Source organism: Methanothermobacter sp. KEPCO 2, assembly GCF_041228365.1.
In the GTDB taxonomy this organism is placed as follows: Archaea; Methanobacteriota; Methanobacteria; order Methanobacteriales; family Methanothermobacteraceae; genus Methanothermobacter; species Methanothermobacter marburgensis.
This window is the reverse complement of the sequence record NZ_CP166185.1, coordinates 142,501-161,668: the sequence shown is the minus strand read 5'-3', so window position 1 is coordinate 161,668 and position 19,168 is coordinate 142,501. Positions and strand designations below refer to the sequence as shown.

Genomic DNA, 19,168 nt, shown 5'->3' with positions numbered 1-19,168 from the left:
CTTAAGTCTGGTGTAGTCCCCCCCAAAAAATCCCAGGATCATTCGATCTCAAGGGATAGCTCATCCTCAAAGAGCTCCCTTACAACCTCAAGGGATTTATCGTCGAGCTGTGTGATGGCCCCCTCGCCGCCCTCATTGTAGTAGTACTCTGCGTTCACTATTCTGCCCTCATCATTGAGGTAAAGGAAAAGCCCGTCATAGTACCTTTCAGGGTTGCCTGATGGGAGAAATATTTCAATCCTCACAAGGATTTCAGAACCACATATGTTGTTATAGAAGTTCTCACGTTCATCATCATTCTTCAAAAGCTTTTTAAATTGATTTATTCTCTTTTTAAGCTCCTTTTCAATCTTTTTATCGGACATCATATCACTCGCACAGTTATAAAGGTTGATTTCACCCTTAATCCAATTTCTCATATATAATTTTTGATAGCAGAAAGATAACGTTAATAAATCTGATTTTCTTAAAAAACGTCAGGATATCAGTTCAAGGGGGTTATCCCGGCACATCATCGTTATATCTGAGTGGGAAAATCCATGCTCCCCCATGAGGTATATGAACTGCTTCATGCCGGCAATGGGGGATGGATTGTGGCCCTGCCCGAAGTCAGTGGCCATTATGCACCTTTCAGCACCAACATACCTCACAGATTCGACTATGCGTTCAAAGTCAAGCCCATCATGGCGGGGCATGCAGGCCACAAGGCAGTGCTCAAGGTAAGCATGCCTTGACATCTCCCTCTGCTCCTCCAGGGTGGCACCCACAACACCCGTCAGTGGATGGTTGATGATAATTTTATCGACACCATAATCTGCAGCAAGGTCAAGCACATGGAATATCTCAGGGGGCTTCAGGTGCCCGGTTCCCAGGACCATGTCATGTTCAGCAACAGCAGAAATAACACCATCAAGGTCACCCTCAGCCCTCCCGGCCGAAACCGTGGGTAACCAGACGAACCTTCCGCCCATCATGGCTGCGGCATGGACCGCATCCGGGTTGAGGCCCCCCACCGAAGTGTTCAGTGCAACGCCCCCAATGACCCTCATCCCTGTAACCTCAGAGGCCAGCGCCGCCCTCCCTGAGGTGGGTTCAGTGTGGCTCTTTATCACAACAGCCTCCATACCCTCCCTGAGTGCGGCGGAAGCAAGTTCAATGTCATTCATGAATCTATCCCTCACATCGGGGGCTGTGTGGATATGGGTGTCCACAAGTCCATTGAGTTTAATGTTCTCAGAGAGGCTGAAGTCAAACATTCCGCTCACACAGCTCAATCGAGTATCCTCTGGACCTCAAGGTCGTATTCATCATCTGAGGTTTCATAGAGGCTTCTGCCAGCGGAGTCCATGGCAACTATGAGGGGTCCGAATTCCTCAACCTCAAGCTCCCATACAGCCTCAGGCACCCCCAGGTCCAGCCAGTGCACTGCTGCTATACCTTTAACTGCCGAGCCATAGAGTGCCGCACAGCCCCCCACGGCTGCAAGGTAAACAGCGCCTTTTTTTCTGAGGGCATTCCTGGTTCTATCATCCATTCCCCCCTTACCTATAACCGCCCTCACACCCATCTCTATAACCTCTGGCTGGAAGGGGTTCATTCTCCCGCTTGTGGTGGGCCCCACAACCACGAGTCGTGCAGGTGGTTCAGTTATCGACTCAGCGCTGGTATCAGGTTCCTCTTCAAACCTTATTATGGGTCCTGCATGGAATATAACAGAGCCCTCAATATCAAAGGGGGCTCCCCTCTCAATTATCCTTTTATGGGCCCTGTCACGGGCCGTGAATATCTTTCCTGTGATGTAAACGATGTCACCAGCTTTAAGTTCGGTTACCTCATCTGAAAGTGGTGTTTTAAGTTTTATCTCCATAAAAACATCTCCCGTGCTGTATAGAGCAATCAGTGGGATGAACTGCGGAACGACATGGATCTTAATCAGTAGAGTTAGACTCCATAGCATGCCAAGAGTGATGCTGCTGAATAAATTTAATATGGATCAAATTTTTAAATATCTTTCTCCAGTAGATCCCAGAACTAGTTGAGGTAGAATATGTCAAGCACAAAGAATGTGACTGATCTCTCAAAGTACATCATGACCCTCCCGAAAACCGAAATATCACTCCTCTCAATGATATTTATAAGCTTCGTTGTGGGTGCTGTGGGGTTTATAATCGATATGGTCCCTGGGATAAGCGTACTCCATGACATACTCTATGGGGGAACCAATGGTGTGCTTGTCCTTGGATTTTCATCAATAATGGCCGGTGCCATCACCCAGCCATGGGTCAACTCGCTGGGTGGTAGAAGGATGAAGATGAAGCAGTCCATGTTCCTGGCATTCTTCTCCATGATGATCTTCTCCCTCATCTACCTTGGGGGGTGCCTGGCATCATCCCTACTGCAGAGCGATCTCATACTCAACTCCATAATACTCGCCTCTGCTGTTATATTCGCCTTCCGCCTGCTGGTGATCTGGGGAACCTCAAACATAAGCTTCACAAATTCAACCCTGATATCCTCTGTGCAACCAGTTCTCATAGTGAGCATGAACATCGTTGTGGCATTCCTGAGCCTCGCCACAAACATTGGCTACTTCAGTGTGATAGGATTTCTACTGAAGATACTTGTTGCCTCAGCAATGCTCATACTTGCCATCTACTCATTTGTCATGGTGGTTGAGTCACCCATGAGAAAGAACCTTGGGGTCGGCTCACTGGAGTTCCTGAGCCTCTTTCTCTCACATATAACCGAGGATTCGCCTGAACTTGAAAGCATCTTCAGTGAGATCGGTGAACCCGTGGACACCCTTGCGGGTGTGGTGGCATTCCAGAGGGGCTCTGATATAAAGGCCCTATTCATAAGCCCCTCTGTACACCCGGGCCCAATAGGGACCATAGGCGGTGCCAACATGCCCACCATACTCTCTGAGAGATTTGACACATTCACAATGGTGGCCCATGGCCCTTCAACCCATGACTTCAACCCGGTATCCGTGCGGGAACTGGAAAAGGTTGAGGGTGCCGTCAGGGAGGCACTTGATGGTATGGAGTACCATGAGGGCGCCAGTAAATTCAGGAGATACACCAGAAACAGCGCCACCATCGGGGTCCAGTTCCTCGGCGATGGCATGCTGATCCTTGCAACAATGGCCCCCAGTGGATTCGATGACATAGAATTTGCTGTGGGGCTTTCAATGATGAACCTTGCAGGGGGCCGCTGCGGATCAAAAAATGTGGTTGTTGTGGACTGTCACAACTCATTCCAGGGCGAAACAGGCCGGATACTTGCAGGTAACCCTGAAATGTTCGACCTACTTGATGCTGTGGACTCCATTGAGTGCCCTCCACGCCGCCATAGGCTGAGGGTTGGCTGTGCCCAGAGGAAAATGGATGGACTCTCAAAGGAGGATGGTATTGGCCAGAGTGGAGTTATGGTCATGGTGGTTGAGGCCGGAGAACAGAGGACCGCCTACGTGCTCCTTGACGCCAATAACATGGTCATGGGCTTCAGGGACCAGATACTGGAGGAACTTCTGAAGCTGGACATAGATGAAGCCGAGGTGATGACAACCGACACCCACTTTGTGAACACCCTTTCAGGAGGCCACAACCCCATCGGAAAACACAGAAGGAGTGAGATCATAGAGGAGATCAAAAAGGCGGTTTCAGAGGCGGTTGATGACCTTGAGGAGGTAAGGGCAGGGTGCCGGGTCGTCAGAATAAGGTGTCTGAATACCCTCGGCCCCACCAATTCAACGGAACTTGTATCAACCATAAGTTCAATCGTTGCTGTGAGCCGTGTGATAGCCCCCCTCATATTCGTACTTGCACTTATATTCGTCTTTGCCTGGATATTCTACTGGGCCTGAAAAAAGAGGAATCTATAGAGTTATGGTGGTTGAAAAAGAGGAATCTATAGAGTTATGGTGGTTGAAAAAGAGGAATCTATAGAGTTATGGTGGTTGAAAGGAATCTATGGGGTTATTGTGGTTGAAGTTATGAGTATTGCCCATACAACGAACCAGATGAAGAGAAATGGCACTATACCACTCCAGAGCCACCCCTTGAATCCCCCAACCTCTTCCTTACCGAATAACCTTTCTGCAATATTTCCGACAATCAACAGAATCACAAGGCCCGCGAAGGTGCCGAGTGCCTGATTTTTTCCAAGAACTGCTATTGAACCATTTGAAAGGTAAAATGACACCACAGCAGCCACTATACCTGCAGGAACATGAAGGGCAGTCATTTTAGCATCAGTATCCATATTAAAACCTCCAGAGAGTTTTTATTATATTGATGGTCTTAAAACTTTTCCATTGAACCATGGAAAGATATTATTATAGCATCATTAAATACTTAAAGCCGTCGGACTTCTGTTTCTTGCGAGGTGTTGAATATGAAGACAATGTCAAACGTTGATGTTTTTGCAGTTACCAGGGAACTCAATGATATTCTAACAGGTGCCAGGGTGGATAAGGCCTATCAACCCCTCAGGGACACTGTGATAATCAGATTCCATGTGCCAGGCGAGGGAAGGGTTGATGTGGTTATGCAGGCAGGTGTCAGGATACACAGAACAGAGTATCCCCCTGAAAATCCAAAGATTCCCCCATCATTCCCCATGCTCCTCCGAAAGCACCTCAGGGGTGGAATCGTGAGGGAGGTCCGGCAGCACAGCTTTGACAGGATAGTGGAGATAGAAATCGAGAAGGAGCAGAAATACATCCTCGTGGTGGAACTGTTCTCAAAGGGGAACATAATACTCCTGAACCAGGAAGGGGAGATAATACTGCCCCTCAAACGGAAAACCTGGAGTGACCGTCGAATAGCGTCCCGTGAAAGGTATGAGTACCCCCCATCAAGGGGCCTCCACCCCCTCAGATATGAGATAGGTGAACTTGAGGAGATGCTGAAAAACTCAGACACCGACCTCATAAGGACCCTTGCAAGAAACGGGTTTGGGGGTCTCTATGCAGAGGAGATCATCCTGAGGTCCGGTCTCGACAAGAACAGAGCAGCCAGCACCCTGAGCAGAGATGAGATAGAAAAAATCGACTCTGCAATAAATGAACTCTTCAAGCCGCTGAGTGACCTCAAATTCAACCCCCATATCATAAAGAACGGTGAGGGTGACGTGCTCCCCATTGAACTCATGGTGTACCATGATAGGGAGAGGGAGTACTTTGAAACCTTCAACGAGGCTGCAGACGAGTTCTTCAGTTCAATATTCAGGGAGGAACTCAGGAAGGTCCATGAGGCCGAGTGGGAGAAAGAGGTTGAGAAATTCAGAAAGCGACTCAGGATACAGAGGGAGACCCTCCAGAAATTCCAGGACACAATAGATACCTCAACAAGAAAGGGTGACCTCCTATATGCACACTACTCAGCCGTTGAGGAAGTACTCAGAACAATAAGGGATGCCCGTGAAAAATACTCCTGGAAGGAAATACAGAAGATAATAGCTGATGCCCGCAGTAAGGGAATGGCGGAGGCCCAGATGATTCAGGAGATCGATGGGATGGGAAACATGACCCTCCTTATTGACGGTGAAAGGATAAGGATTGACCCGAAGCTGGGGGTTCCAGAAAACGCAGAGGTCTACTATGAAAAGGCCAAGAAAGCCAAGAGGAAAATAAAGGGCGTGCTCCAGGCAATCGAGAAAACAAAGAAAGAAATTGAGAGGGTTGAGAAGAGAAGGGACGATGCCCTCAGAAACATCATGGTCCCGCAGAAAAGGGTTAAGAGGAAACTCCGCTGGTTTGAAAAATTCCGCTGGTTCATCTCATCAGACGACTTCCTTGTAATTGGGGGAAGGGACGCCGGCACCAACGAGATGGTGGTGAAGAGACATATGGAGCCAAGGGACATATACCTCCACTCAGATATCCATGGGGCCCCATCAGTGGTTATAAAAAGTGAGGGCCGGGAGGTCCCCGAAACAACCATTCAGGAAGCCGCGGTTTTTGCAGCATCATTTTCAAGTGCATGGACCCGGGGTTTCACGTCACTGGATGTTTACTGGGTTCACCCCGAGCAGGTTTCGAAGACTCCCAAGTCCGGGGAATTCGTTGCAAAGGGAGCCTTCATCATAAGGGGCGCCAGGAATTACATAAGGGGTGTTCCCCTTAAGGTGGCTGTTGGTGTGGTGGACCACGATGGGGAAAGAGTGATGTGCGGTCCCCCATCGGCGGTGAAAAAAAGAACAGATAATTTTGTCGTGGTAAAACCAGGTTACACCAAAAAAGAGGCCCTTGCAAAGGCCATAAAATCAAAAATTGATCCTGAGAATCTATTCCAGCTTGAGGACTTTGTAAGGGTCCTTCCACCTGGAAAGGGTGACATTGTTACGGGAGATTAGGTTATTTAACCCTTCTCTTAAGATTCTTCTTGAGCAGGAAGTTTAGATCAATGAAGTATTTGCCCTCCTCATCAGAGACGATTATTGAGTCATCCTCAAGCAGGGAGGTTAGGTTAACCTCATATATACCGTTCTTCCTCACCATTATGGTCTCAATGGGGTCCCCAACCGGTTCAGGGTCCCGCCTGTCGGCCACATACCTGAAGTACCTGCTTCCACATTTTGGACATCCATTCTTTAGTTCCTCTGAAGACCTGAACTTCTCCCCACACTTAATGCACTGATGCACCTGAATCACCGATCTCTGCAATCATTGAGAGGAAGTTTGACTTCCTTTTGACCGTCCGCATGACATTTGCAGGTCCTATTATGGTGAGTCCAACAGTCCTTCTTTTTGAGAGTCCCAGAAATGCCTTCTCATCCTTTTCAAGTGTATATATGTCTATTCCCACAAAGTTTTCAATGTCGATCTCTCTCATTGTGGTCTCTATGAGTTCAGCCTCCTCTGAGGGTGAAAGACTTCCCTCCAGAACCAGTATGTCCCCATCCTTCACACGGTCTATGATCATTGAGATCTTTTCCATGCTGCTTTTATCCTCAAGAGCCTCTGATGAAAGAAAATCCATTTTCAAGCCATCCATTTTAACCCCTCACCTGAATTTTTTAACCATCTGCATGTAAAGGTCCTCTGTGTTTTCACCGTGCAGTGCTGAGATAGGGACAACTGTATGCTGGGGGAAAACCGATATGATCCTCTCCGGAGATGACTCTGGAAGGTCTATCTTATTTGCAACTATGAGGAATGGTATCTTCCTCGCCTCAAGGTTCCCTATTATTGTTATATTCGCCTGTGTCAGAGGGTCCTGTGATGAATCCATGACAAGGAGTACGCCAGTAACATCATCGAGCCATTTTATTGCCTCTATTATCCCCTTGGTGGCCTCCTTGGCCCGTTCCTTGGCCTCCTGCTCTGACAGCCCAAATTCAAGGAAGTTCTTGTAGTCAACCTTTGTTGCTATTCCCGGCGTGTCAATGATGTCAAAGTCAAGCTCCGCCCCATCCCTCTCTATGGTGATTCTTTCCTGTTTATACACCGTTCTTGTCTCGTGTGGTATCTCTGAGGTCAGCCCAAGGGGTTTTCCAAGCCAGTCCTCGCACATCCTGTTTGCAAGGGTTGTTTTACCGGAATTCGGGTGACCGTAGAGTCCTATCTTCAGTTTCTTGTTCCTTCCGAGCAGTTTATCAAGGAAATTGGTGAAAAAATTTGCCATCCTTATCACTTCTTTATGATTAATCTTCATAGACTCCCCCAACCTCAAGGACAACGACCTCTGTGTCAGGGGAGGTTCTCCCTACCATTTCAGCAAAGATCTCCGGGTCCTGTTCAATTACTGGAAAGGTGTTGTAGTGCATGGGAAACACCATTTCAGGTTTTATCCATTCCACGGCGATGGATGCATCCTCTGGCCCCATTGTGTAGCGGTCCCCTATTGGTAGAAGTGCAATTTCGGGCCGGTAAATGGCACCTATAACATCCCTCATATCCGCGAACAGTCCTGTGTCACCTGCATGGTACACCTTCCCCTCAGGGGTTTCAATGATGTAACCGCAGGCGCTTCCACCTGATGTGACCTCCTCTGTGAAGTCTATATCTGATGAGTGCTTGGCATCCACCATCCTTATGGTGATTCCATCAACAGAAACAGTTCCGCCGATGTTCATACCGTTACTTTCAAGCCCCTGCCTTCCAAAGAAAACCGAGAGCTCGTGGTTAGCTATTAAGATAGCACCTGACCTATCGGCTATTTCCATCGCATCGCCCAGGTGATCTGCGTGACCATGGGTTACACAGATGATGTCAGGATTAAATTCCTCCACCGCAGTGCTGCAGACAGGGTTGTTGCTTATGAACGGGTCTATGAGTATCTTTGTGTCCTCTGATGTTATCTCAAATGCCGAGTGTCCAAACCACTGAATTTTCACTAAACTCCCTCCAGGTTGATTTCATCTGAAAGATTCCATGCCTCCTCAAAGAGTTTTTTAATTTCAGATATGGATTTCTTATCCTTGTAGATAACACCAACCTCAAAACTCTCATATATCGGGTCAGTTGATATTATAAGGCCGTTCTTATCATCTGCAACCGCTGCAACGGTATGTATATGGGGCATGGTCCTTATATCAACGTTATTGTCCATTAAGACCTTTATGAGTTCCACTGAGGCCTCATCATCAAGACTGGCCTCCTGTATTATCAGGCGGCTCTCTGTATCCATGAATTTCTTGAGCACCGAGACATCTATGTTCCTTATCCAGGGGTACATGAGGACAACGCTCTCTTCAGCAGCCGTTATGGTCTCCCTCATTGCATCCTGCACATCTGATGCATCAAATGACCATATTATGCTCGGCTCCCTTGTTTCGGCCCTTATCCTGTTTATGGCCCCCTTGAATGAATCCAGTCTGTCCTCCAGGAGGTCCTCAACATCATCCACATTCTCGATGTACTCCTGCTTGAGCTTCTTTAGCCTCTCTGTCACGTAGCTGTTATCTGTCTTTGAGGGTGTTTTTCTGGCCGGGGCGGGTTTTGCTGGTTTCTGTGTTTTCTTTTTAGGTGGTAAACCCCTGCCCTTTTCAGATACATCTTCCTTGCCCTTTCTCAGTTTTGGAAGGCTGAACAGCCTTTTACGGGGAGTTTCAGTACTTTCAGATTTAGAAACGCCTTCTGAAATCATTTCAGGAGATTTCTTTTTGGGAGCAGGTCTTATTGCCTTTTCAGGAGTGATTTTCCTGATAGGGGCTATCTTTGACGGCTCTGAAGCTATGGACTCTGATGCCAATGACCCACCACTAGAGGGTTTTATATCCTTTGATTCCTTCCTGGGTGTTTCGGCTGTGACCGGTTTGGCTCCAGCTGATGTTTCAGGGACGCTCTTTTCCGAAACTTCAGATATCTTTTCTGGTTTTTCTTTAAGGATCGAAGGGATTCTCCTTTTTGAAACCCCCTCAACAGCCTCAGGAGCCTTCAAAGTTGAACGCCCAACACCAACAACCTTCTTCTCAGGAGCCCCCTCAACAGCCTCAGGGGCCTTAAAGGCTGGCTGTCTTTTAACAGGAGCCCTTTTAGCAGGTTTAACCTTCTTTTTAGGGGTTTTTTTCTCTGATGCAGCTTTAATAGATTCAAGATCTATTCTCCCTGCAAATAGAAGGGTGATTATAAGACCAGGTACAAAGAGAATGAGCCCCAGAAAGAACATGAAAATATCTGGTGGTGTTGCAAAGCCAAGGGACATGAAGTAAAGGCCAGCAAATATCATTAAGATTCCAGCAAATGTAACCAGTAAATATATCATTGAATGCCTCCCGCTCCCAGGAATTACTATGGTTTAAATTAATATTTTATTATCTGCATTCATTTATAAAAGGTTTTTTAGGGTGAAAGTTTATATGATTCGGTTTTTATAAAATGCTGTATAAAATATAATTGGGGTGGATTTCAGTGATCATAGTTTTCGATGAATGCGGTCAGGGAGCCGCTGAGTATATACTTCTCTTTGGTGGTGTGATTGTTATTGCTATAGCAACTCTTATTATCTATACAGAGTACATAAAAACAACAAATCCTCTTAATGTGACCACGGACCTCAACAATGTCAGGGAAAGCGTAAACAGCGGATAATAACATGTTTGGATAATCACATGTTCCCTGCCCTGATCTCGAAGTATGTTATAAGGTGCCTGAGCTGCTCAGGGGCATCATCCTCGTCACTCAGGGCATAGGCAAGTTTCTGTGTCATGATACGCTTCTGGTCAGGGTCCAGGGACAGTATTTCATTTACTATCATTCCAAATATACCCTCAGCGTCAACTCCAATCTCGGCTGTTTTAGCCCTGAAGATCTTTCTGAGTTTGTTAAGCGCGGATTCAGATTCATGCAGGTTTTCAGATTCAAGTTTTCTTATTAACAGGTTCATCTCAAGGGGATCCCTCTGCACAAGGCCAAATACTATGCCGTCAGGTTTAAGGGACTGCACCCTATCGACACCATTGTATATGCCAAGGTCATAACCTGTGACGGTTATCCTGCTGGCCTTGAGCAGCTTGAAGATGGCCTCATTTATCGTCTTATCGGTGACACTGAACTCGATTCTGGATCTTATCCTATCCACAATCTCTGCCCTGCTCAGATCACCCTCCTGGAGGATTTCAAGTATTACCCTGTCAATGTTGTACTTCCGCGGCATTTCATCACCTTTGTGATATTATGAACAAAACCCTTTAAATATATTTATATCCATGTGAAATGAATGGTTAAACTGGAAAGGTTATCCGCTAAATTTATAAGTGGTTAACAACATAAGATGAAACAAGCCAAAACTGGTGAATTAATGGAGGTGTGAAAATATGAAATTCCTGAAAGATGAAGCCGGACAGGGTGCAGCTGAATACATACTGCTCTTCGGTGGTGTAATCGTAATAGCAATCGTCGCACTACTAATCTACAGAGCATACTTCAGCAAATCAAACCTCAACGCCGCACAGGACATAAGCGAAGTTAGGCAGAACGCCAGAAGCGGTGCATCAATTTAAGAGCCGATTGAATTGTTGATCGAGGAAGAGGCGCAGATAAGCGCTGAAATGATACTGATTGTAGGAGCACTTCTGGTAATCGTGATAGCCGTAGGCTCCTACATTTTCAACATCTCAGGCTCAATAGCGGGAAATATCAGCGAAGTAATCAACACCGCCCGTGACTCCACGATCAACAAACTTTGAAAATTTTTTTAGATATTTAGTCCTTGAGTGACTCTGCTTTTTTCCTTTAAATTATGGATATTTATTAAAATTAAATTATCTAAGTTCCCATAAACTAACATGTCCATTGGCATAGATTCTTTTAAAGTGTTCTGTACCTTCATTCAAGACAGAAATTTTTATAAAAAGGGAATTTTTAGATTTTTTGTCCACCACCAAAGCTCTATTTTTTTCCATGAAAACTATGAAAACTAGATTACTCTCATTATAAACCCTAAATTCATCTTTATGGTTTTTATATACCAATATAACCTCATAAGGTCTCTTTCCATTCCAAGAAGCGAACCTTTTTTTTAAGTCCAAAGACATGTTATTTGAATAATGTTTTAATGTATCATTTATTGATGTTATCTCGCCTTCTGAATAAACAAATTCCTGAGGTTGAGATTTAGCAAAATTCCAGTATCCATAATAAAAATTCCAGTAGCCACTTTTTATCTCATGGTCACCTGTAAGAATAACAATTCTTTTCTTTGGATAGGGATGCGTGAAATTTAGTAATTGATTCGAAAAGTTAGGATTCATACCATATTTTTCCATTAGAATTAATTTTGCATCTTTTTTATCCATAGAGAGTATCTCATTCAATATAGTGGCTGTCAAAGAAATATTCCCTGTCCTTTTATATAACATTTCTATAGGAATATCCCCACTACAAGATAACATTATTAATATGTTTTTTGAAAGCGTTTCATTATCTGTAGAAAGTGCTCTGCTAATCCAGTAATTCCTTTGAGGAGTTAAGCAGCCCCCATCCATTAAAACTGGGATGCCCTCTGAAGTGAAATAATGACCATAACTCCAATCCATTACTAAAACAGGTGGGGATGAAAATGTTTTATTTATAAAAGCTGCTGCATCTACAAAATCATCGTTTACTGCTGGTCGCAGTTTAAATACCTGGGTTTGAGCTACTGAAATTACAAAAAAGGATGAAATAATTAAAAGTAATATAAAAATTCTAATAAAGTTATTTTTCAATTTAAGAACAGTTCCAATTATTTTGTTGATAGAAATCGATGAAAAGGCTACAAGGGGTATGAATGAAATTATGCCAAATCTTATACTCATAGAATAAGAAATCAGACCCACAAAAAGCCATACTGACATCAGTAGGTAGAAAAATAAATCTGATTTATCCTTCAGGTTTGCTGATAATAAATTTAAGACCACTACAACTACACCCAAAATACCGAAACCTATATTCAAACCGCCTAAAAACCAAACAAACTCAATGAAAGATGGTTTCGAAAGTTCTGAGACTGATAAATTAGCGTTTGGCCAGTTATTATTAAAATTCGATTTTAAAAAAAGCGAAGTGTTGGGGAAATTTAAATAAATACCCGCGCCGAATAATTTCAACATCCCTATAAATAAAATAGAAAACAAAATAAAAACCGCGAAAAATTGAATGAAAGGCGTTGAGCTCTTGTCACTACTTTTAAGAATTAGGACATAGATTAAAGATGTTAGAACTATGATTATAAAAATAAATGCCCAGCCATTCCATGTCAGCGAGAAGAGGAGTAGAAAAACCGCTGCAAGAATGCATTTAATATACTTTTTAAACATATTTTCAGTTCTAATGCCTCCATAAAAAAATAATACTATTATAAGAGGAATTAAAACATTTAACATGTCCGTATCAAAGAAACCAGCTACTGTCCTTGAGAAGTAGATGGGTGTTGTGACCGCCAAAATACCAGCAATAAATGCTGAAATGTCATCAACATGATTTCTCATTAATAAAAATAGCATTATACCCGTAAATGGTGCTATAATTGCTGGCAACCAAAAACATGCCTCGTAGAGGGTTATATTCACAAATAAAGCAAGAAAATTGTAAAAGAAAACAGCCAACCATGCGATGAATGGAGGATAATTTGAGGGTCTTCCTTCTGGATAATATGAATAAATATTCCAGCTGAATTTTCCATTGTACTTATCTCCCAGGTGCCCATTTTTGAAATAATTTAGGGTAACACGATAATTGTAGTAACAATCCGCATCATACATATATGGAAGACCCTGAAAATCCGTCAAATAATCCTTTTCGCTTGCATTAAAGTGATGAAGATTAACGGTGTCAGCCCTTAGAATAAATCCGGTGCAAAATATTATGCTTATAAATAAGAATACCTTAAGAGACTCTTGCATAACACATCCACCATTACTTTAAAATTGTCAATCTATTTTAATTGCCATATGATTACATTGTCATTATTATATAACTTCCTGAAGTATTTGGAATTCTCCTCAAGGAGTACCAGTCTCACGAATAGGGAATCATCAAATCTTCTATCTATAATTATGGCCTCTCCTTCATTTGGAAGGAATATAACAGAAAAACTGCTAGATTCATCCACATCAACCCTTTTCACAGAGTTCCCATCTTTTATTATGAAACGGTAGGGTCTCTTACCCCTCCATAAGCCCCCCTTAATCGATTTCATCATTTCAGACCTCCCTGTATCCACAACTTCATAGAGGGGTCTGGGGGTAACCGAGGTGAAGTTCCATGATCCATAGTAAAGGTACCAGTAACCTATGTACCTCATACCCTCTGTTGTTAGAATAACATAGTTCCTTCTCTCTGGATGGGTGTATTCAATGAGTTTATCTGCAAACCCCCTCTCAAGGCCGTACTTTCTGATGAGAATTTCCTCCGCAGATTTTCTGTCTGTACCAAGGATATCGTTGAGTATCTTAACAGTTAGTGACGTGTTTTCTGTCCTGTTTTCGAGAAGTGATAATGCAGAGTCCCCCGACGATGTGAGCATCGTTAATATCCCAGCAGATAAACTCTCATTATCTGTCTCGAATGCCCTGAAAATCCAGTAGGCCCTCGGGGTATTCTGTGATCCCCCATCAAAAAGAACCGGTCGTTCTGCGGCGGCTGTGATGTAGTGGCCATAACTCCAGTCAGTCACAACAACTGTGCCCTCTCTTGTCCCATCCTTCAGGAAAGCCGCCGCATCCGCGAAGTCATCATTTATAAATGGAACTCTGCCAATCTCAGCAGCCTCGATGGTGGCAACTGAGATTATGAGGGCCAGTAGGAGAATCACAGGGACATCCGTCCTCAAGTTCCATCTACCGCTGATGGTCCTCATATATGAGAAGACAACGCCAATGAATATGCCTGATATGAATGTGAGGGGGGTTATTGCGAGAATACCGAAGCGAACACTGATATAATATGCGGTAAGCCCTGCCAGCATCCATACCAGTGAAAGGGTGAGAATGAATGGGTTGAATGATGGGAGATGTTTCCTCCTCATACCTCCCCTTATGAAGATGCTGATAATCACAAGAGCCCCGAAAACACCGAACCCCAGGTTGAGGGGTCCTGCAGCAGAGAGGAACACCTCAACTGAGGGGTGGCCAAGTTCTGAGACCGACTCATAGATATCTGGCCATGGTCCTGCCGATGATGTTGAGTTAAGGATGCAAAGTGGGTTGATCCCTGAAAGCTGCTGGGGGCCATTGAATAATCCTATTAGAAGAACTGCCAGAAAAACTGGAAGGAAGAGCCTCTTGATGCGCAAAAAATCAAGCGTCCCCATCCTCCATGATATGATTGCATAGATAACGGCCGATGAAAGGGTAACATAGAGCATGAACGACCATCCTGCCCATGAAAGGGAGAAAAGCAGCATGGAAACTGCAAAAAGTAGCCCGGAAGTGATGCATCTATATTTATCTTTGGATTCCACCACACCCGTGTAGAAAAGCACGATTAAAGCTGGCATCAGACAGTTGAACATGTCTGTATCAAAAAACCCTGGGATGGTTCTTGCAAAGTAGAGGGGTGCTGTGACCATCAGTATGCCCCCGGCGAACCCTGCAGCGTCACCAGCATATTTTCTGATGAGGAAGAACATGACAGTACCTGAAAAGGGTGCCACAACAGCCGGCAACCAGAAACAGAGCTCGTAGAGGCTCATATCTGTGAAGGGGTCAAGAAGTCTGTAAAGCATTATCGAAACCCATGATATCACTGGTGGATAGACAGCGGGTCTTCCAGGGGGGTAATAAGAATAGGAGTCCCATGGAATCCCGGCTCTCAGTGTATCCCCCGGATGACCGTTTTTCAGGTAGTTCTCTGTGATGCGGTAGTTGTAGTAGGAGTCCAGTTCGTACATGTAGGGGAGGCCCTGATCATCTGTGAGATATGCCCTCTCAGTCCCATTGAGGTCTCCAAGATGAACCGTGTCAGCTCTAAGGATGAAACCTGTGAAGAATATGAGTACCATCAGAAGGAAGATCTTCACATTTTCATTGAGTTCCAGGAAAAACACCACCTATTCAAGACCATAAAGTGAGGGGTTCATGCGGGGTATCATGGCCATGAGGACGCACTGCTCTGTATTTCCAACACGGTCAAGCAGCCCATGGGAGAGGAAGCTCACAGCACCTCTCTTCCTGCCCAGTTCATCCACACCTGTGAGTTCATCCATAACGTCTCCCACCTCCCTGCCTGAGAGGACCTCCTCAACCACCAGGGGAGGGTATTCAAAGCCTGCGCTCACCCCCAGTGTTACATGATCACCATCATATATGGCGCACCACTGGAGATCCACAAACCCCGTGATTGACCCCGGCACCCTGTGTAGACCTGACTCGATGCCAACACTCAGTTCACAGTTGCTGAAAGCCCCCCTTGCACGGTTGATGGCCCCCTCAACAGTCTCCTCAAGACCTACTGGCTGATCAGATACTCCTGAGTCAACCTCAACACCCCTGACCTCAAGTTCATCGAATATCTTCCCAAGGACATTCGCTGTGGCCTTAACCTTAACTGGATTTGTTGATCCCACATTAACCCTCATGTAAACACCCGGGATTCACTTATTTCTCTTCCTCTTTATGGCATGGCGTATCCTCTCAAGCAGATGGCCCATCCTGTCTATCTCCCCCCTCCTTATCCTTGTGGATGAGATGGGTATACCATCATCTGCAGGCACCATGTCAATGGTTATGATATCAAGTTCTCTGAACCCCTTTCTTTTTCTTATTTCATTTATTTCATGGGCAACCGGCTCGGTCTCCCTGCTCACCACTATGGCATCGAATCGTTCATCGGTAACTGTGGTGCCGTAGGGGTCCTCCAGCCTCATTATATGGTACTCGGTATCCTTATCTGAAAGATACTCCTCAAGGTTCTTCATTCTGACACTGCAGGGTTCTATATCGTCTCCCTTTGCAGATGCAAATTCATCTGATGTTACACCAATCATCACGGTATTCCCTACACGGAACGCCTCATCAAGGAGCCTTCTGTGGCCCTTATGAAATCTGTCAAAGGTGCCTCCAACAGCAACAAGTGAGTACTTCTTCACCTTCATCCTATCATCTTCAGAAGCCAATACCCTAATTATGTTGGAGTTAAATTTATATTATGCGGACAGCCTGCCCGTTATGGCCACTTTAAGTGCAATGACTTTATAAATTATAGATCATGCAGCTTCGGGAATACAATGTCATCATCAAGAACCCCCGGATGGTTGATGTCAGGGTTGCATCCTGTTACCCGGGGCCCTACAGGACCGCCATGTCCTCACTCGGTTACCATATAATCTATCATCTTATAAATTCAAGGGATGATGCATGGTGTGAGCGGGTGATACACCCCTACAAACGAAGCCTTGAATCTGGAAGTCCGCTGAGGGACTTTGATGTAATCAGCTTCACTGTGCACTACGAGGAGGACTATTTCAGGATCCTCCAGATGCTGAGGGATGGTGGTGTTTCGCCGAGGAGGGATGAACGCGATGGTCCCCTTGTAATCGCAGGGGGGCCCTGCATAACATCCAACCCCCTTCCACTCTCAGATTTCATTGATCTCTTCATAATAGGTGAGGCTGAACCTGTGCTCAACAGGTTAATGGATCGGTACCTTGAGCTGGATGATCCCCGCCGTGAGATTGATGAATTCATGGACATAAGAGGTGTTTACATTCCCGACAACCCTGCAGAGAGGGTCATTGTTGAGGATATGGACAGGGCATGCCACCCTGTAAGGCAGATAGTTCCCGTTACAGAGGATAAAATGATGGTTCCCTCCCTGGGGAGGTCATTCCTTCTGGGTGTTTCAAGGGGCTGTTCACGGGGCTGCCGTTTCTGCATGTCCGGCTACCTATACCGCCCCAAGCGTGAGACATCACTTCCCAGGCTCCTTGATGTTGCAGAGAGGGGCCGTCATGCCACGGGTTACAGTAAGGTCTCACTTATAGGTGCTGCTGCCTCTGACTATTCACGTATAGATGAACTCTCCTCCAGACTCGTGGATATGGATTTCATGGTTTCAATGCCGTCACTCAGAATAGAATCACTGTCAGCCCACCTCATGGATACACTGATTGAAGGGGGACTTAAAACAGTTACAGTGGCACCCGAATCAACCCTTAAATTGCGAAGAAAACTTAACAAGCCCATAAGCGACAGCATGGTATTTAAAAAAACAGAGGAGGCTATAAAAAGGGGTTTTCGTGTTAAAATGTACTTCCTTACAGGGGTTCCCGGGGAGTCAGAGGAAGACTTAAAGGACCTGGCGCGCCTCATACGTGAACTCCATGAAATAAGAAGGGGAATGGTGAGCTTCAGCATCAACCCCCTCATTCCCAAGCCGCACACCCCCCTCCAGTGGATGGAATATGACATGAGGAAAATGAAGAGGAAGATCAAACTTCTGAGGAAACTCACAGGCGGGATTCCTGTTAAATTTGGAAGCCCCCGGAGTGGACTCATACAGTATGTGCTCTCCACAGGCGGACCTGAAACCGGAGAACTCATTGAAAGGGCCTCATTCTCAAAGGTACCCCTCAGGGAATGGGAGCTCCACTGCAGCAGGAGAAACCCCGGCGATGCTCTCCCATGGGATAATATCAACCTGGGGCTGAGGGAGGACTTCCTCATGAAAGAATACATTAGGATGGAGGAGGAGAAAGTAACACCATGGTGTGAGGAGTCAGGATGCCATGGATGCATGGATCACTGTTCATGGCAGGAGGAAGGGCGATTAAGATGACAGAATTTGCTTCAAGAATAAGGAACATAAGGCTCTCAGAGATAAGGAAAATGTTTGAAGTTGCAGGTGAGGACACAATAAACCTCGGGATAGGTGAACCTGATTTCAATGTACCTGAACATGTGCGGGAAGCCCTCAAGGAGGCGGTGGATGAGGGAATGACACACTACACCTCAAACATGGGTATGGCTGAACTCCGGGAGGCCATCTCAGAGAAACTCAGAACAGAAAATAGGGTCCATGTGGAACCTGAGTCAATAATAGTAACCGTTGGTGCCAGTGAAGCTATATTCATGTGCACACAGGCCCTTCTTGACAGGGGGGACCAGGCACTGATACCCGACCCTGGTTTCCTATCATACGATGCCTGTGTGAAGCTGGCAGAGGCCATAAGTGTCCCTGTACCCCTCAGTATGGAGGAAGGATTCTCCATGACCCCTGAAAGGGTTGAATCACTGATCACAGACGATACAAGGGTCATAATAATGAACTCACCATCCAATCCAACAGGTAGCGTCATGGGTAAGGATGACATTAAGGGGGTCGCTGAAATAGCAGAGGATAGGGATCTAATCATAATCTCAGATGAAATCTATGAAAAGATCATATATGAGGGAAAACATTACAGCCCCGCCCGTTTCACAGATAATGCCCTTGTGATAAATGGTTTCTCAAAGACCTATGCCATGACAGGACTCAGGATAGGTTACGTTGCCGGCCGTGAGGATATAATTGAGGAGCTTCTTAAGGTTCACCAGTACAATACCGCCTGTGCACCATCTGTGTCTCAGGTTGCTGCCCTTGCAGCCCTCAGGGGCCCCCAGGACTGCGTGAACAATATGGTGGCTGAGTTCAAAAGAAGGCGCGACCTCATGTTCAGGTCCCTCACTGAGATGGGGCTCGAGTGTATTCTTCCAGGCGGTGCATTTTACATGTTCCCACAGGTGGGTGACTCCAGGGGTTTTA

21 protein-coding genes (1 of these 21 cut by a window edge) are annotated in these 19,168 nt (G+C 45.5%); 7 read left to right on the top strand and 14 right to left on the bottom strand.

Annotation, left to right across the window (positions count from 1 at the left end; genetic code table 11):
* Positions 1-38 precede the first annotated feature (38 nt).
* The 3 genes from AB9H23_RS00910 to AB9H23_RS00900 all read right to left on the bottom strand — a co-directional run bounded on the left by AB9H23_RS00910 (position 39) and on the right by AB9H23_RS00900 (position 1,867).
* Complete coding sequence (locus tag AB9H23_RS00910) at positions 39-365, bottom strand: hypothetical protein (protein ID WP_048176449.1); 327 nt, start codon at positions 363-365, stop codon at positions 39-41.
* Between the two features lie 111 nt (positions 366-476).
* Entirely contained in the window at positions 477-1,265 is a 789-nt protein-coding gene (locus tag AB9H23_RS00905) for a DUF6282 family protein (protein ID WP_370005882.1), read from the bottom strand.
* A gap of 5 nt (positions 1,266-1,270) precedes the next feature.
* Positions 1,271-1,867, bottom strand: coding sequence for a FumA C-terminus/TtdB family hydratase beta subunit (locus AB9H23_RS00900; RefSeq protein ID WP_321211663.1), 597 nt, complete (start codon positions 1,865-1,867; stop codon positions 1,271-1,273).
* Positions 1,868-2,047: 180 nt separating this feature from the next.
* Between AB9H23_RS00900 and AB9H23_RS00895 the strand changes: the two genes are divergently transcribed.
* Positions 2,048-3,865 (top strand): DUF2070 family protein, encoded by a 1,818-nt coding sequence (locus tag AB9H23_RS00895; RefSeq protein WP_321211662.1) that lies wholly within the window; start codon positions 2,048-2,050, stop codon positions 3,863-3,865.
* Between the two features lie 104 nt (positions 3,866-3,969).
* Here the strand turns inward: AB9H23_RS00895 and AB9H23_RS00890 are convergent, their stop codons facing one another.
* The gene (locus tag AB9H23_RS00890) at positions 3,970-4,245 is read right to left on the bottom strand and encodes a hypothetical protein (protein ID WP_370004998.1); all 276 of its coding nucleotides are present in this window, start codon (positions 4,243-4,245) and stop codon (positions 3,970-3,972) included.
* 150 nt (positions 4,246-4,395) lie between these two features.
* Between AB9H23_RS00890 and rqcH the strand changes: the two genes are divergently transcribed.
* Positions 4,396-6,357 carry a ribosome rescue protein RqcH gene (gene rqcH / locus AB9H23_RS00885; RefSeq protein ID WP_370004996.1) on the top strand — a complete coding sequence of 654 codons (1,962 nt, stop codon included), beginning with the start codon at positions 4,396-4,398 and terminating at the stop codon, positions 6,355-6,357.
* Between the two features lies 1 nt (position 6,358).
* On the opposite strand, the gene AB9H23_RS00880 is transcribed toward rqcH, so the two are convergent.
* Genes AB9H23_RS00880 through AB9H23_RS00860 form a run of 5 tightly spaced genes read right to left on the bottom strand, consistent with a single transcriptional unit; the run spans position 6,359 to position 9,710 of the window.
* Positions 6,359-6,646: a Zn-ribbon domain-containing protein gene (locus AB9H23_RS00880; protein ID WP_048176442.1), complete on the bottom strand. Its 288-nt coding sequence runs from the start codon at positions 6,644-6,646 to the stop codon at positions 6,359-6,361.
* Entirely contained in the window at positions 6,630-6,998 is a 369-nt protein-coding gene (locus AB9H23_RS00875; RefSeq protein WP_013295298.1) for a DUF2073 domain-containing protein, read from the bottom strand. The genes AB9H23_RS00880 and AB9H23_RS00875 overlap by 17 nt, the downstream gene beginning before the upstream one ends.
* Positions 6,999-7,007: 9 nt before the next feature.
* Entirely contained in the window at positions 7,008-7,628 is a 621-nt protein-coding gene (locus AB9H23_RS00870; protein ID WP_048176708.1) for an Era-like GTP-binding protein, read from the bottom strand.
* Between the two features lie 19 nt (positions 7,629-7,647).
* A complete protein-coding gene (locus AB9H23_RS00865; protein WP_321211660.1) occupies positions 7,648-8,340 on the bottom strand; it encodes a metal-dependent hydrolase in 693 nt (230 codons plus the stop codon).
* Entirely contained in the window at positions 8,340-9,710 is a 1,371-nt protein-coding gene (locus AB9H23_RS00860) for a hypothetical protein (RefSeq protein WP_370004993.1), read from the bottom strand. Before AB9H23_RS00860 ends, AB9H23_RS00865 begins: the two co-directional genes overlap by 1 nt.
* A gap of 146 nt (positions 9,711-9,856) precedes the next feature.
* On the opposite strand from AB9H23_RS00860, the gene AB9H23_RS00855 reads away from it, so the two are divergent.
* Positions 9,857-10,036, top strand: a complete 180-nt coding sequence (locus tag AB9H23_RS00855) for a class III signal peptide-containing protein (protein WP_147671064.1) — start codon at positions 9,857-9,859, stop codon at positions 10,034-10,036.
* Positions 10,037-10,052: 16 nt separating this feature from the next.
* Here the strand turns inward: AB9H23_RS00855 and AB9H23_RS00850 are convergent, their stop codons facing one another.
* Positions 10,053-10,601, bottom strand: coding sequence for a hypothetical protein (locus tag AB9H23_RS00850; RefSeq protein ID WP_370004991.1), 549 nt, complete (start codon positions 10,599-10,601; stop codon positions 10,053-10,055).
* Between the two features lie 160 nt (positions 10,602-10,761).
* Here AB9H23_RS00850 and AB9H23_RS00845 point away from each other — a divergent pair, with 160 nt between their 5' ends.
* Positions 10,762-10,947 carry a Flp family type IVb pilin gene (locus AB9H23_RS00845; RefSeq protein WP_370004989.1) on the top strand — a complete coding sequence of 62 codons (186 nt, stop codon included), beginning with the start codon at positions 10,762-10,764 and terminating at the stop codon, positions 10,945-10,947.
* A gap of 15 nt (positions 10,948-10,962) precedes the next feature.
* Complete coding sequence (locus AB9H23_RS00840; RefSeq protein WP_231855303.1) at positions 10,963-11,133, top strand: class III signal peptide-containing protein; 171 nt, start codon at positions 10,963-10,965, stop codon at positions 11,131-11,133.
* 75 nt (positions 11,134-11,208) lie between these two features.
* On the opposite strand, the gene AB9H23_RS00835 is transcribed toward AB9H23_RS00840, so the two are convergent.
* From AB9H23_RS00835 to AB9H23_RS00820, 4 genes are read right to left on the bottom strand one after another with little or no spacing between them, the layout of a single operon-like run.
* Positions 11,209-13,329: an STT3 domain-containing protein gene (locus AB9H23_RS00835; protein ID WP_048176432.1), complete on the bottom strand. Its 2,121-nt coding sequence runs from the start codon at positions 13,327-13,329 to the stop codon at positions 11,209-11,211.
* Positions 13,330-13,361: 32 nt separating this feature from the next.
* A complete protein-coding gene (locus AB9H23_RS00830; protein ID WP_370004987.1) occupies positions 13,362-15,473 on the bottom strand; it encodes an STT3 domain-containing protein in 2,112 nt (703 codons plus the stop codon).
* Between the two features lie 3 nt (positions 15,474-15,476).
* Positions 15,477-16,004: an inosine/xanthosine triphosphatase gene (gene yjjX, locus AB9H23_RS00825; protein ID WP_370004985.1), complete on the bottom strand. Its 528-nt coding sequence runs from the start codon at positions 16,002-16,004 to the stop codon at positions 15,477-15,479.
* A gap of 15 nt (positions 16,005-16,019) precedes the next feature.
* Positions 16,020-16,520 carry a phosphopantetheine adenylyltransferase gene (locus AB9H23_RS00820; RefSeq protein ID WP_370004983.1) on the bottom strand — a complete coding sequence of 167 codons (501 nt, stop codon included), beginning with the start codon at positions 16,518-16,520 and terminating at the stop codon, positions 16,020-16,022.
* Positions 16,521-16,633: 113 nt separating this feature from the next.
* Here AB9H23_RS00820 and AB9H23_RS00815 point away from each other — a divergent pair, with 113 nt between their 5' ends.
* Both AB9H23_RS00815 and AB9H23_RS00810 read left to right on the top strand, forming a co-directional pair.
* The gene (locus AB9H23_RS00815) at positions 16,634-18,202 is read left to right on the top strand and encodes a radical SAM protein (RefSeq protein WP_370004981.1); all 1,569 of its coding nucleotides are present in this window, start codon (positions 16,634-16,636) and stop codon (positions 18,200-18,202) included.
* Positions 18,157-19,168, top strand: the 5' portion of a protein-coding gene (locus AB9H23_RS00810) for a pyridoxal phosphate-dependent aminotransferase (protein ID WP_370004979.1). The gene runs 149 nt beyond the window's last position; only the first 1,012 of its 1,161 coding nucleotides appear in the window; the start codon lies at positions 18,157-18,159; the stop codon falls past the right edge of the window. Before AB9H23_RS00815 ends, AB9H23_RS00810 begins: the two co-directional genes overlap by 46 nt.

Bases quoted from the DNA above. Each gene is read 5' to 3' on its own strand.
- AB9H23_RS00910 (WP_048176449.1), bottom strand. From the start codon at position 365: ATGTCCGATAAAAAGATTGAAAAGGAGCTTAAAAAGAGAATAAATCAA.
- AB9H23_RS00900 (WP_321211663.1), bottom strand. From the start codon at position 1,867: ATGGAGATAAAACTTAAAACACCACTTTCAGATGAGGTAACCGAACTT.
- AB9H23_RS00895 (WP_321211662.1), top strand. From the start codon at position 2,048: ATGTCAAGCACAAAGAATGTGACTGATCTCTCAAAGTACATCATGACC.
- AB9H23_RS00890 (WP_370004998.1), bottom strand. From the start codon at position 4,245: ATGACTGCCCTTCATGTTCCTGCAGGTATAGTGGCTGCTGTGGTGTCA.
- rqcH (WP_370004996.1), top strand. From the start codon at position 4,396: ATGAAGACAATGTCAAACGTTGATGTTTTTGCAGTTACCAGGGAACTC.
- AB9H23_RS00875 (WP_013295298.1), bottom strand. From the start codon at position 6,998: ATGGATGGCTTGAAAATGGATTTTCTTTCATCAGAGGCTCTTGAGGAT.
- AB9H23_RS00870 (WP_048176708.1), bottom strand. From the start codon at position 7,628: ATGGCAAATTTTTTCACCAATTTCCTTGATAAACTGCTCGGAAGGAAC.
- AB9H23_RS00860 (WP_370004993.1), bottom strand. From the start codon at position 9,710: ATGATATATTTACTGGTTACATTTGCTGGAATCTTAATGATATTTGCT.
- AB9H23_RS00850 (WP_370004991.1), bottom strand. From the start codon at position 10,601: ATGCCGCGGAAGTACAACATTGACAGGGTAATACTTGAAATCCTCCAG.
- AB9H23_RS00845 (WP_370004989.1), top strand. From the start codon at position 10,762: ATGAAATTCCTGAAAGATGAAGCCGGACAGGGTGCAGCTGAATACATA.
- AB9H23_RS00835 (WP_048176432.1), bottom strand. From the start codon at position 13,329: ATGCAAGAGTCTCTTAAGGTATTCTTATTTATAAGCATAATATTTTGC.
- yjjX (WP_370004985.1), bottom strand. From the start codon at position 16,004: ATGAGGGTTAATGTGGGATCAACAAATCCAGTTAAGGTTAAGGCCACA.
- AB9H23_RS00820 (WP_370004983.1), bottom strand. From the start codon at position 16,520: ATGAAGGTGAAGAAGTACTCACTTGTTGCTGTTGGAGGCACCTTTGAC.
- AB9H23_RS00815 (WP_370004981.1), top strand. From the start codon at position 16,634: ATGCAGCTTCGGGAATACAATGTCATCATCAAGAACCCCCGGATGGTT.